Source organism: Pedobacter africanus, assembly GCF_040548825.1.
GTDB lineage: Bacteria > Bacteroidota > Bacteroidia > Sphingobacteriales > Sphingobacteriaceae > Pedobacter > Pedobacter africanus_A.
Map to the genome: position 1 here is coordinate 2,029,335 of NZ_JBEPSL010000001.1, position 12,722 is coordinate 2,042,056.

General features: G+C 43.5%; 11 protein-coding genes. 2 read left to right on the forward strand and 9 right to left on the reverse strand.

The window, feature by feature from the left end; translation table 11 throughout:
• Positions 1-6: 6 nt before the first annotated feature.
• A complete protein-coding gene (locus ABIE26_RS08415) occupies positions 7-801 on the reverse strand; it encodes an SDR family NAD(P)-dependent oxidoreductase (protein ID WP_310137997.1) in 795 nt (264 codons plus the stop codon).
• A gap of 5 nt (positions 802-806) precedes the next feature.
• On the reverse strand, positions 807-1,376 hold the full coding sequence (locus ABIE26_RS08420; RefSeq protein ID WP_310137994.1) for a DUF6904 family protein: 570 nt from the start codon (positions 1,374-1,376) through the stop codon (positions 807-809).
• A 471-nt stretch (positions 1,377-1,847) separates the two neighbouring features.
• On the opposite strand from ABIE26_RS08420, the gene ABIE26_RS08425 reads away from it, so the two are divergent.
• Complete coding sequence (locus ABIE26_RS08425; RefSeq protein ID WP_310137993.1) at positions 1,848-2,696, forward strand: EamA family transporter; 849 nt, start codon at positions 1,848-1,850, stop codon at positions 2,694-2,696.
• 4 nt (positions 2,697-2,700) lie between these two features.
• Here the strand turns inward: ABIE26_RS08425 and ABIE26_RS08430 are convergent, their stop codons facing one another.
• The 6 genes from ABIE26_RS08430 to rpiB all read right to left on the reverse strand — a co-directional run bounded on the left by ABIE26_RS08430 (position 2,701) and on the right by rpiB (position 11,182).
• Positions 2,701-4,563, reverse strand: coding sequence for a M1 family metallopeptidase (locus tag ABIE26_RS08430; RefSeq protein WP_310137991.1), 1,863 nt, complete (start codon positions 4,561-4,563; stop codon positions 2,701-2,703).
• Positions 4,564-4,612: 49 nt separating this feature from the next.
• Complete coding sequence (locus ABIE26_RS08435; RefSeq protein ID WP_310137989.1) at positions 4,613-5,962, reverse strand: PhoH family protein; 1,350 nt, start codon at positions 5,960-5,962, stop codon at positions 4,613-4,615.
• A gap of 106 nt (positions 5,963-6,068) precedes the next feature.
• Positions 6,069-6,695: a hypothetical protein gene (locus ABIE26_RS08440; protein ID WP_310137987.1), complete on the reverse strand. Its 627-nt coding sequence runs from the start codon at positions 6,693-6,695 to the stop codon at positions 6,069-6,071.
• A gap of 239 nt (positions 6,696-6,934) precedes the next feature.
• On the reverse strand, positions 6,935-7,723 hold the full coding sequence (locus ABIE26_RS08445) for a heparin lyase I family protein (protein WP_310137985.1): 789 nt from the start codon (positions 7,721-7,723) through the stop codon (positions 6,935-6,937).
• Positions 7,724-8,438: 715 nt separating this feature from the next.
• Positions 8,439-10,727, reverse strand: coding sequence for a DUF7133 domain-containing protein (locus ABIE26_RS08450; RefSeq protein WP_310137983.1), 2,289 nt, complete (start codon positions 10,725-10,727; stop codon positions 8,439-8,441).
• A 5-nt stretch (positions 10,728-10,732) separates the two neighbouring features.
• On the reverse strand, positions 10,733-11,182 hold the full coding sequence (rpiB, locus tag ABIE26_RS08455) for a ribose 5-phosphate isomerase B (RefSeq protein WP_310137981.1): 450 nt from the start codon (positions 11,180-11,182) through the stop codon (positions 10,733-10,735).
• A 161-nt stretch (positions 11,183-11,343) separates the two neighbouring features.
• On the opposite strand from rpiB, the gene ABIE26_RS08460 reads away from it, so the two are divergent.
• Positions 11,344-12,042, forward strand: a complete 699-nt coding sequence (locus tag ABIE26_RS08460) for a DUF4397 domain-containing protein (protein WP_310137978.1) — start codon at positions 11,344-11,346, stop codon at positions 12,040-12,042.
• A 72-nt stretch (positions 12,043-12,114) separates the two neighbouring features.
• Here ABIE26_RS08460 and ABIE26_RS08465 read toward each other — a convergent pair whose 3' ends face one another.
• Complete coding sequence (locus ABIE26_RS08465) at positions 12,115-12,582, reverse strand: hypothetical protein (RefSeq protein WP_310137975.1); 468 nt, start codon at positions 12,580-12,582, stop codon at positions 12,115-12,117.
• Positions 12,583-12,722 lie beyond the last annotated feature (140 nt).

Here is a 12,722-nt window from a genome sequence, read left to right on the forward strand (position 1 = left end):
TTCCAATCATTTTATTGCCATTTCCTTTTTAACAGCCTTAGATACGATCTTAAGCTTAGTTTCTACCGGCAAAATGCCCATAATGCGATGATTGATCTTATTCCAGAAACCAGGGATGATCACTGCTTTACCAGCCAGGCATTTACTCAGTGCTATCCTGGCAATTTCTGAGGTAGCCAGCAGGCCTATGCGGCCTTTCATGCCTTGTCCGATTATCCTCGCTGATACCCCGGAATTGGTCATAATAGGCCCTGGATAAACTACGCTTACCGATAAGTTGGTATCACTCAACTCTTCTCTTAGTCCCAGCGAGAATGAAGATATAAATGCCTTGGAAGCAGGGTAAACCGTTTTATAAGCGATGGGTGTAAAAGCTGCCATGCTGGAAATGTTCAGGATGTGCCCTTTCTCCTGTCTCAGCAAACCCGGCAAAAGGATCTGGGTAATCAATACCATGCTCCTCACATTTACCTGCAAAATCCTGTCAATTGCAGTAAGCGGACTTTCAGTAATAGCTACTGTCCCTCCAATACCGGCATTATTGATCAGAAAATCTATTTCAAAATGTTCATTAATGTAGTTCAGCTTTTCAACAAGCAGGATACTGTCTGTCATGTCAAACTCAAAGACACTGATCTTAACACCAAACTCCAGCACTAAATGCGCTGCCAGTGATGCCGTATTGCTGCCAGGAAGTGCAATCATGATGATGTTCATGCCCATCCCTGCGCATTGTATAGAAAACTCCCGGCCTAAGCCGGCACTTGCTCCTGTAATCAAGGTATACCTCGTACTTTCCATATGTTTCAATTATGCTGTTTACTGCCTTCAAAATAAGCACTCAGGTATTCCTGTATCCTATTCAAAGAATCCCGGTCAGCGCTATCCTCAAAATCGGCATTGTTAAAATTAAATTGTGCAATAAAATGCCTGATGTTCAGGCATACAAAGGGCTTGCCTATATAATGGTGGATGCCAGACAACTCTTCCTTGTCCAGTTGGGATACCGCTTTCCGGATAAGGTATTCCAGCAAAAGCATATTCACATCGTCCCGTTCATCAGTAGCTGTATAATCGGCCAGCGACCTGAGCAAACTGTTGATCATAAGCAATTCCATCCAGGTACAGGAAAAACCATAATACGTGAAGACCGTATGCTGAAAAACAGCCTGTTCTGTAAGTCCTTTACCGGAATACGCAGTTTCTATCTTCTCCAGGAAATCGACCAGTAAAGTCGAAGCTGCCGTATCAGTTAACCCGTAATCAACCATCACACTTGTAATTTTTCTAACTGTGCAATGTAAAGCGTTGAGGTCCGACAACTCTCCCAATAATTTAACGCCTGATCCATTTTCAAAAAGACATCCTTTTAACATAATGTGTTTATTTGTATATCACAAAGCTGTATATATGTTAGCTAAAGAAAAATAAATAACAGACGAGCCGTAGATATTTCAACCTGAGCTGTAAGAAATCTGTGTCCAAAAGAAATCATGTTTTTTGTCGCTGCATCAAAAAACAGACACTGCACTTTTTTATAAACTGTAGCAAAAAGCAGCAGGGATAGCACATATAGCTCAGGTATTTAAAGAAAGGACCAGAAATAAAAAATGGCTTTAAAAGAGAAACGGGAATGAAGTCGGAGAGACTATTCCCGTTTATAAGGTCGATCCACCACAGATCAACCTAAACCAAACTAAACCGATGTGTTAATTACAAATAGTATGCCAATAATTTTAAAGCTGTAAAAAAGCCTTTCTTTCGGCCTGGCATAACAAATAAATGTCAGATAACTAAACATAAAATCATAATTTTGTCCAGAATAGTTAACGCCCCCGTAAACCCATATGAAAACAATAAAAATTCCCCCTCTCCCGGCAGTACTGCTTGCCATTATCAGTGTGCAGGGTGGCGCTGCAATCGCCAAGGGGCTTTTTCCTCTACTTGGGGCCGCGGGTACCGCTTCGGTAAGAATCGGTTTTTCTGCCCTGATCCTTCTTACCGCTTACAGACCAAATCTGAAACAGCTCAGCCCGCAACAATGGAAAGCCGTTATTCCCTATGGAATTTCACTGGGTGCCATGAATGTGATCTTCTATTTTGCCATTGAAAGAATACCACTGGGCCTTGGGGTTACACTCGAATTTATTGGCCCCCTGCTTCTGGCCGTATTTGGTTCAAAGAGGGCTATCGACTTTTTGTGGGTAGCACTTGCAGCCCTGGGTATAGCCTGTATAGCACCCTGGGGCGATCAGGGTGCAGACCTGTTGGGCATGTGCCTCGCGCTGCTTGCGGGCGCATTCTGGGCCGGATACATTGTACTTGGAGGCCGCATTTCCAAATTAATGGATGGTGGACAGGCCGTAGCCATCGGCATGATTTTCGCCTCGGCTATTGTACTTCCCTTTGGGATTGCAGGCGGCATACTCAATCATTTTAGTCCGGTTATGCTGCTATCGGGAATAACACTTGCCTTACTGTCCAGCGCCATTCCCTTTACCCTGGAAATGAGCGCACTAAAAAAAATGCCGGCACGTACCTTCAGCATACTGATGAGCCTTGAACCTGCCGTAGCGGCTCTATGCGGGCTCCTGTTCTTAAAAGAAATGCTTTCCTTTTACGAATGGCTGGCAGTAGCCCTGGTCATCATTGCCAGTGCAGGTGCAACCCTCAGCAAAGGAAAGCAAAACTTATAAAACGTTATTTCAGCAATTTGTCAATCGCCAGGTAAGTCATAGGATGATAATTTGGCCTGGCCAGCTGATAAATAGCTTTAGCCTTTTTCAAGCCCTCCGGCGTAGTCATCATCTCTTTATATAAAGGAATAATGTGCCACATCCTTCCATTTTCCAGCAAATAAGCTTTGATGCGGGCATCAGCTGCTGTATACTGATGTCTGATCGCCAGTGTGTACCAGGCCAGCTGTACATCGGTATTATGTGAGGCTGTAAAATTGAATTCCTTGTCAAGCGCAGCCATTTGGGCAACCGTTAGTTCTGCCGGCAGCTGACTAATGAAATAACGTTTCTCATTACTCGAAACAATCTGTTTACTCAGCCCTGTTGCTACTCCTGTTCTTCGCCATCCAGCCAACAGCCCGTCGATAGCCCTGAAACGCTCAGCTCCTACCGAAACAACATTCGATGGAATACCCGGACCATATACCCAATCGTTAATCCTTATTTTATCAGCCAATACCGTATCATTTTTTATGAGGTGTTTATTCAGGTAATCAACAAACTGCGCGGTTGTTACCGAGCCAAAAGCATGGCTGTCAAAATAACCACGTAAAAAGGCATCAAACTGTTTTCTGCCTACGGCCTGTTCAATGCTGCGTAAAAAGAAAAAGCCTTTTTCATAAGCGATGTCATTTGTGCCCTCATCTGGGTTGCGGCCAGTATAATCAGTTTTTAAATGGGTATCCTTACTGTCGGCCCCCATATCTTTGATGGCCTCATCCAGCGCATGCCTGGCAAATACCTCCTGCATTTCCGCCTCCTTTCTGCCAAATATCTCCTCGTCAATCCTACGCTCAAAATAATTGGTAAAGCCTTCATTCAGCCAGAAATCGTTCCAGGTAGCATTGGTTACCAGGTTACCGCTCCAGCTATGCGCCAGTTCATGACATATAATGCTCACCAGAGAGCGGTCGCCTGCCAGAATGGTCGGCGTAATAAAAGTAAGGTTCGGATTTTCCATTCCCCCAAAAGGGAAACTTGGTGGCAATACCAGCAAATCATACCTGCCCCACCTGTAAGGACCGTACAGCTTTTCTGCAGCATGTACCATTTTGCCCATATCCGCAAACTCCCAGGCAGCCTTCTCCAGCACCGATGGTTCTGCATACACGCCTGTACGATTATCTACCGCTTTAAATACGATGTCACCAACGGCCAGGGCCATTAAGTAAGAAGGTATGGCATGCGTTTGTTTAAACTCATATACGCCGGTATTGTTCTTTTCCTGTGGGTTCTCGGCACTCATTAATGCCAAAAGGTCCTTGGGTACGGTCACTTTTGCATTATAGGTAAATCGTATACCTGGACTGTCCTGACAAGGGATCCAGCTCCTTGCAGCTATACTTTGCGATTGGGTAAAGAGGTAAGGCTTCTTTTTACCTGCAGTTTGTTGCGGGTTCAGCCATTGCAGGGCGCTGGCATCTTTGCCCGTGCTGTAGTAAATATGCACTGTTTTGGTTTCTGGTAGAATGGCTACTTTTAATGCTTTTCCCAGATATTCCTGACCGGTTCCGTAGGTAAAGCTGGTTTCCTTTTCATCCGCATCAAGCGTTATCTTTGAAACAGAAAGCCCGTTATCATCAAAAATGATCTCTGATGCTTTTCCCTTGTTCTCGATCTTCCAGCTGGCTTTGCCGCCAAGCTGCTTTTTATCAAAGTCAACAACAATGTCCAGGTCCAGGTGCTGCACTGAAGCGAGCGCAGGATTTGAAAAAGAATGCGGATCGGCCGTTTCAACGGTTTCTGCAGTAGTTCCCGGTTTAGGCTTTGGCGACTGACACGCCAATAGCATCAGTAGTGGAACAGATAAGAAAAATTGTTTCATATTCTAGTTTATAACCGCAATCTATAAATTTTTTCAGCAAACAGCCAAACTACAACAGGTCATTGGCCAGATTGGCCAGCTCACTGCGTTCTCCTTTATCCAGCGTAATGTGCGCATAAAGCGGATGATCTTTAGCATGCTCGATGAGGTACGAAAGTCCGTTACTTTCTGCATCCAGATAGGGCGTATCTATCTGGTAAATGTCTCCTGTAAAGATGATTTTGGTTTCCTCTCCCGCCCTCGAAATGATGGTCTTAATCTCATGCGGGGTCAGGTTCTGTGCTTCATCTACTATAAAAAAGATTTTGCTCAGCGTCCTCCCCCTGATGTAAGCCAGTGGCGTAATCACAATCTTCTCTGTACTTACAAATTCGTCAATCCGGGCCTGCATTTTAGGGTCTTCATTAAACTGCTCCTTTATAAACCGCAGGTTATCCCATATAGGTGCCATATAGGGGTCGATCTTCGATTTCACATCTCCCGGTAAAAAGCCTATGTCTTTATTGCTCAAAGCCACTATAGGACGGGTTACATAAATCTGCCTGTAGTCTTTACGCTGCTCCAAAGCGCTGGCTATGGCAAGCAGGGTTTTACCGGTTCCGGCTTTTCCCTGTATGGTGAGCAGCTTTATCTCCGGATTAAGCAAAGCATCCATCGCAAATGTCTGCTCGTCATTACGGGGCGAAATATGAAATGTGCTTCGTTTGCTGATCAATGAAAGCCTGCCTGTTGCAGCATTATACCAGGTATTGGCAGTTTTACGTTTACCTTTTAAAACACAGAAATGATTGGCCTGCGGATCTGAAATATCCAGTGAACCGGCCTCCATACTTCCTCCGGATTTCAGGATTTTAAAAACTTCATCGGTAATATTGTTCAATACCGCCTTGCCGGTATACAGTTCGTCGACATTTTTAACCTTGCCTGTTTCATAATCTTCTGCGTAGAGTTCCAGCGATTTTGCCTTTAACCTGAGACAGATGTCTTTAGAGACCAGCACCACTTTTTTTTCAGGGAACTCCTGTTTAAGACTCAGGGCAGCATTCAGTATACGGTGATCAAACTTACCTTTTCCAAACACCGCCTCTGCATCTACGTTATCAGGTTTGTTGTCCATCACCACCTTAAAACGCCCGCTTTTATGGCCATTTAAGGGAATCCATTTGTTCATGATCCTGTCGCCCGAAGCCTTGTCCATAAGCCTGATAAAACTCCGCGCCTCTGCATTACGTGTCTCATTTCCGTTTTTCATATTGTCCAGCTCTTCCAATACCTGAATGGGAATGGCCACATCATGTTCCTGGAAATTCTTAAAAGCCATATGATCGTAAAGGATTACAGAGGTATCGAGAACGAAGATCTTTTTTTCTACAACGGGATGTTTGGCTACTTTACTCATGATGCATAAAAATAGCGAAAAGATTTGTATTGGATAGGCCAAAAACAATTAAAGCACCCTAAAAAGAGTGCCTTAACATGGATATTAATTTGGGGGAAATTAATGCTTAGAATAAGAGATAGATCTTGAAGCCAAGGTCACGAAAAACACCGGAAGTACTCAAATCAAAGTTAGTTTGCTTATGTTCAATAACTGATGTTCCTATTGTCTTCTGCTTATAAGTAGCATAAAAAGCATTAGCCGACAACAGACTGGTTTCAAAAGCGAATCTTTTTGATACAAACCAGGTTACGCCCCCATAAGCGCCAATTGTATACTGGTTACCTTTTATATTACCGTAAGTTGGGTCAGGAGAGGATTCCTGCCTAGTTTCACCATAGCCTGCTCTTGCACCTGCATAAGCATACAGCTTCTTGATCAGTGGATAATACTGCTGATAGGTCACGTTAGCACCGTAAGATTTCGTTGAAGATTCGAACCCCTCTGTATTGCTATTCTTGTTTTTACCATAGTTTAACTCAACACCTAATTTAGCATTGTCTTTTACGAATAGCCCATAGCTTAAAGAAAAATTACGGTTCGTGGTATTGCTAGTGTTTTCCGGCAAATTTTCATTTTTTGTTTTGCTGGAGTGTACATTTGCCCCAAAGCCGAGCGCGCTGGTTCCTTTGGTTTGGGCATAGCCGCACAGGCATCCCAACACTGCAATAGCAGTTAGAATTTGTTTTTTCATTTGTGTATTTGTTTTTTGTGTGTGTTAACACAAGATAAGCACAAACCATATCACAATGAAAAAATTATTTCTCAGTCTGTGTAACATAATTAAGACCAACAACAAAACAATTGATTATCAATCACATAATTTAATCAGACCGGATTTACCGGTCGGATGAACCCGGTCTGATTGTACTGTTTTTTTAACACACTCCCCTGATCTACCCGCATTTAAAAGCAAATTCAGGAGCTTACGGCTCAGGGTGCGGCTTCAGCATAGGTAGATGCTATTTTTAGCCCATGAACCCTGTTCGTGATCAGCGCTGAACTGGCCCCATATACACCCCACTTAGGATCGCAATAGTCGGCGTCGAGGGTGCGCCCGTAATACCTTTGTGCCCCTCCAAGCAAAGTTTGTTTTACACCGTTGAACCAGAATTCGATAAAACCAACTGTAGCTGTACGGGAAACCTTGATCCTTACTACAAAAGTGTTCCAGTTATTTAACGTTACCGGACTATTCCATATGTAGGTACTGGTTCCGCCCGAGGCGGTATGCATCAGTTTAAAATCGCCGCCGATCGTTTTGATCACTATAGGAAAGTTCTGGGTCATATTGGCACCATAGGCCTTCCACTGAAAAAGGGCATTAGTCGTTAAGCCCGTAGCACTCATGCTCAATTGCGAGCGCCAGCCCAGGTAAATATCGTCTCCCTCTACAGCATCAAAGCCTTGTGCAGCATGAACTTCACAACGATTGCTGCCAATCTCCTTGGTAAATCTCCATATTTTTCCGTAAGTCGCGTTGTTTACAGCCGCCAGTGTTGCAGGAGCATCTACATTTAGCACTTTAAAAATCCCGGTGCCCAGATTTGCATCTCCATCCCATAATATAGATTGAATACCCACATCAGCTGCCAGGGCATGGTTTAGCGTAGTCTTTTCATTATGTAAGGTTTCAGTAATTGCTCTACCTTCTTTTTTGCAGGCCGAAAAAAGAAAGGCATAGGCACCGCATAATGCTGCCATGATTAATTTGTTTTTCATTGAATTGGTTTAAGAGGTTTTACAATAACAATGAGTCTGTTCAGAAAAACCCTTCTCATCATTATCTGTATTCAACATGGTCTTCCTAAACCTCTCAATGTTGTTAATAATGCTTTGAAATTAAGAGGTTAAAAAATCAGTGACACGAATATAGCGGATATATAGCTCGCATAATTATGCGTTACTAACCTGATAATAAACCATATGAGCATTTTTGATCTGGCAAAAAAACCGAATAAAAAGAAAACGGAGACTTTCTTCTTTCGATTCAAGTTCTCCGTTTTCACCTCTCTTACAGCCGTAGCCGTAAAAAAAGCATCAATCCGTTTCATTACTTTACAATACGTGTGTTTCTTCAGTTCCTACGAACTTGGAAATCCGTTATGCTCACTTTAGTAGACAATTCCGTAAAATCGTTCATCTGCCGCAAGGCCCGTTCCGGTTCAGCTGATTCCTTTTTGCCTCTCGGCCTAAGGTAATGCAGGTCTTCTTCTCTGTCTCCTTTGAATCCGATCCTATGCTGTTCCTTCGAAAATCCCAGAACCTTTTGCCCGGAGGCCAAGTGCTTCTTTTTGGAATGTTTCTTCAGGCTGTCAAAGTACTTCGTAATTGATAGATCTAATATACGGGGAATTATTACTTTAAGCAAATATATCTAAATGTATTTATTCACAAGTTCTTAACAGGTTTTTAACAAGTTATAAACACAGCAGCACTAATCCACTCCCAATTCCTCTATTGTAAAAGCTTTCTGGCGCCCTTTCAGCTTTTGCCGTACTTTTGCAACCTCAGCTGCACTGATCTTAGCCGCGTTATTTTGCCATGAACCACGGATAAAACTCAGGACCTGTGCAACATCCTCGTCAGAAATTTCTTCACTATGTGCAATACCAGGCATATCGGCCGATATTTCAGGTGCTTCATAAACATATCCATTAATCTTTACAGGACCGGTAAGACCGTATAGTACGATGGAAATGAGTTTTTCTTTATTTCCTGTCACCCACTCCGATTTGTTTAATGGCGGGGCCAATGATTTGATCCCATTTCCATCAGTAGCGTGGCAGGTCTGGCAACTCGAGGCAAATAAGGCTGCTCCTTTCGGAAATTCCTTCGCCAGCATTAAAGGATCCTGGTTTTTACGCGAACTCCTTATTCTGTTTACCAGGCTTTTCAGTTGTTTATTAACCGTCAGATTGGTATCCGGCTTCAGGGCCAGCACTTCTTCTGCAGCCCCTTCTTCCCGGTAGGCCAGGTTGCTCAACACTGCCGAAGCCACATAAGCATCATCCGGATATTTCTTAACCAGTTCCATCAACAAATGCTGTGCAGCTGCTCCATCAAATGGTCTGATATAATGTGCCGCAAATGCGATATAAGCTGCTGTCCTTGCATCGCTCTGCGAAACCAATTCCCGCAAGGCCTTCACATAATACGGATAAGAACTTCCATTGATCACAGAAGGTAAGACACTCAACGCCTGCATCCTGACCGGCCATGATTCCGATTTCAACAACGTCAGTACCGCATTGGTTTCCAGTGCAGATAAACCTTCCAGCACCCACACTGCATGCATGACCTGCAAAGGCTTACCGTTTCTGATCGCTTCGCGTAAATAAGGTACAGCAGCTTTATGATGGCTGTCAATCAATATCTGCTGGGCCATATCACGTACCTGCCCATTTGTATGCCCCAACAAGGCGACGAGGCTTTTAGGATCCCGGTTAAAATTCACCTTGGCAGCCGTTTTGTTTTTAGGTACTACTTTATAAATCCTACCGCATCCCAATGGCTCCGAGAGTTTTCTTCGTTCTATTACACTTTTAAGATAAGGGGTTACATAAGTTTTATGCTGGATAATCCCCCGGTACATATCTACAACGTACAATGCACCATCCAGGCCGTTATACAAACTCACCGGGCGGAAACGCTCATCGGTACTGGCCAGAAACTCTTTGCCCTGATAAGCCTGTTTACCACTTACCACAAGGCCTTTTTCGTTAAGTATATCCCGTTTAATCAGGTTCGCAGAAGGCTCTGCTACAAAAGCATTAAAACGATAGTCGTCCCCAAATAAATCGCCCCTGTAAATTACGGGGCCGCAGGCTGCAGTAAAATTTCTCAAACGCAAACTGTCGTCCAATGTACCTGGCATGTATCCCCTGTTTACACCCGGTGTCGGCCTTGCCGGATAAACGCGGTTATCCTTAACTGTCCGTTCTGAAAAGCCCTCTACTGTTCTCTGGTGCGGATTGGTGGCCCCATAGCCCGGGGAAAAATAATCGCTCATCAGGTTGGTTGAGTTGTCGTTATAATACAAACGTCCATAGTCATCCTGACTGATCCCCCACTGTCCCCTGAAATGGGTTTCCTCAATGATCCACTGTGCTCCTTTCTTACGGTAGCGTTTGGTCGACTTGGCATTGTAGATCCAGTTGTCCATAGCCCTCAGCAAGCCATTGGGCTGATGTTCCACGTTACCCTCATCTGCGTATTTACCATCTACCAGTATTCTCTTTCCGGGTTTGTCGTTATGAATTTCATAATACCAAAGGTTCGGCGATTCGGCTACCAATATGCCCCCGTCGATCAGACAAATGGCCCTGGGCAGCACCAACGAATCTAAAAACACTTTTCTTTCATCAGCTACACCATCTCCGTTTTTGTCTTCCAGGATCACGATTTTCCCATTGGGTTTATCTTCTCCTTTTCCATACACATCCGGCATATAGCCCATCATTTCTACCACCCAAATCCGCCCCCTGTCGTCAAATGTCAGCGCCACAGGAGCGGCAACAAGGGGTTCAGCTGCAACCAGCTTTACTTCAAAACCCTCTTCTACCTTCATCAGGTTAATCGCCTCAGCGGCATTGATCACCGGTGATCCGGTAGTATCCGGAACAACTTTGCTGCCTGCAACATTTGTATTTGTCTTTTTATAGGTCTGGCATTGATACAAGGTAAATACCAACGCTGCCAGAGCGATATAAATGTATAATTTCATAAAATCTACAGCTCCTGATTTTCTATCGCGGTTATCTTTGCCAATCTTTTTACATGGCGCTCCTCATGGGTAAATGCAGCTTTTAAAAATGCAAAGGCAATATCTATTGCCAGCGCTATCCCTATCACCCGCTCGCCCATACACAATATATTTACATCATCATGCTCAACACACTGATGTGCAGAATAAGTATCATGACAAACACCGGCTCTTATTCCTTTAAATTTATTCGCTGCAATACTTACACCTACCGAACTTCCGCATACCAATATCCCTCTGTCGCCCGTCCCGGCAATAATTGCCCTCGCCACATCCGCAGCATGATCAGGATAATCTGTTGCCTCGTTTGTATGCGTCCCCAGATCCAGCACCTCGTATCCGGCAGCGCTTAAGGCAGTAATCAAAATATTTTTATAGTTGAAACCCGCATGATCCGACCCAATAATTACTTTCATTGCTCTGTTTTTTAATACGTGGAAACGTATATTTGATAAAATGTTCTAATGTAGCCAAAAGAATAACTTTGTACAAAACCGATTTATGCTTTTTATTGTAGCGTTTCCATGACAGAACACGTTTCCAATAAAGTTACATTCACAAACTCTAAAAAATAATTATGAATAAATCAACTTACTTTAAAACTTTTACAGCCGCTGCAGCGCTAACCCTTGGTGCATTATTGTTAAATTCCTGCTCCAAAGATCCGGCTCCCACACCCGAAATCTCTTACCTAAACATCACCAATGCATCTCCGACGTTAAATAGTTACAACATATATGTTGGGTCAAGCAAAATAAATACGGATGCATTAGGATTTGCCAGTAACCTCAAGTACGGACAATATATTCCGGGCGCAAGTGCAATTAAGCTTACTACCGCAAGCAGCACTGAAAGCGTATTCACTAAAAACGTAAACCTTGAAGCAAATGCTGTGCAATCACTTTTTGTAATTGGTAAAGGCACTACTATCGACTACCTGGTCATTAAAGACCAGCTGGGTAGCCTGACATCCGACAAAGCATTTGTCCGGTTCATCAACCTCTCACCCGATGCAGCAGCATTAAACCTTACAATCAAAGATGGCAATGCTATTGTAACCGACAAAGCCTATAAAGCCAGCAGCGAATTTGTTGAAGTGGAGGCCAAAGCCTATGTTCTTCAGATTAAAGATAAAGCAAGCGGAGCAGACAAAGGCCTTACCTTTAACCTGGACGCCAAAGCTGGCAAATCGTACACTGTAATGGCAGTTGGTATGCTTAGCCCTGCCTCCGATACGGAGCAGGCTTTTAAAGGCCACGTCATCACCAATCAGTAATAATTACTATATAACAGAAAGGGCGCATACATTATATATGTATAGCGCCCTTTGGTTTGCTGGTTTAATTACCTAATGCTTTCCGCGTCCATGACCATGTCCTCTGCCTCTGTCATGCTCCCTATCTCTGCCCCTGTCACGGCCTCCCCAGTTGTGATCATCCCTGTCGTAATCCCTTGAATAATATTTCTTTCCATGTCCGTGTCCGGAATAAATTACCCTATGACGGTCGAAATCCCTGTAAGCATTCCTGGAATTTACCACTACTGTACGTCCGTGATAAAGATCGTATCCTCTCCATCTTGATGGTAAAGATCTCGAATATCTCCACCTGTTGCCCTCCATATAAATGAACTGGCGTTTTGGCACATGATAGTAGCATTCAATATCAGGCAGGTAGTAATAATCTACATAGTCGTAACCCCGCGGTCCCCAGGCTGGTTGCGAACCTATATTTACACTTATACTCACTTGTGCCGATGCCTGGTAGGGTAACCAAACCAATAATCCAAGCAATCCTGTCAATACTAACCTTTTCATAGTCTTATTATTTTAATGTTTCATTTGTGTGTTATTAATTCAAATCTCTACACCCAACATGAAATCAACATGAAATTTTCAGATTATTATTTTTTTTATTTTTCATCTTAATTTCATGTTGGGTGACCACCTTTGATCTA

Excerpts from the sequence above, each read along its gene's own strand:
- ABIE26_RS08450 (WP_310137983.1), bottom strand. The coding sequence starts at position 10,727 with ATGAAATTATACATTTATATCGCTCTGGCAGCGTTGGTATTTACCTTG.
- ABIE26_RS08425 (WP_310137993.1), top strand. The coding sequence starts at position 1,848 with ATGAAAACAATAAAAATTCCCCCTCTCCCGGCAGTACTGCTTGCCATT.
- ABIE26_RS08420 (WP_310137994.1), bottom strand. The coding sequence starts at position 1,376 with ATGTTAAAAGGATGTCTTTTTGAAAATGGATCAGGCGTTAAATTATTG.
- ABIE26_RS08465 (WP_310137975.1), bottom strand. The coding sequence starts at position 12,582 with ATGAAAAGGTTAGTATTGACAGGATTGCTTGGATTATTGGTTTGGTTA.
- ABIE26_RS08435 (WP_310137989.1), bottom strand. The coding sequence starts at position 5,962 with ATGAGTAAAGTAGCCAAACATCCCGTTGTAGAAAAAAAGATCTTCGTT.
- ABIE26_RS08440 (WP_310137987.1), bottom strand. The coding sequence starts at position 6,695 with ATGAAAAAACAAATTCTAACTGCTATTGCAGTGTTGGGATGCCTGTGC.
- ABIE26_RS08445 (WP_310137985.1), bottom strand. The coding sequence starts at position 7,723 with ATGAAAAACAAATTAATCATGGCAGCATTATGCGGTGCCTATGCCTTT.
- ABIE26_RS08430 (WP_310137991.1), bottom strand. The coding sequence starts at position 4,563 with ATGAAACAATTTTTCTTATCTGTTCCACTACTGATGCTATTGGCGTGT.
- rpiB (WP_310137981.1), bottom strand. The coding sequence starts at position 11,182 with ATGAAAGTAATTATTGGGTCGGATCATGCGGGTTTCAACTATAAAAAT.
- ABIE26_RS08415 (WP_310137997.1), bottom strand. The coding sequence starts at position 801 with ATGGAAAGTACGAGGTATACCTTGATTACAGGAGCAAGTGCCGGCTTA.
- ABIE26_RS08460 (WP_310137978.1), top strand. The coding sequence starts at position 11,344 with ATGAATAAATCAACTTACTTTAAAACTTTTACAGCCGCTGCAGCGCTA.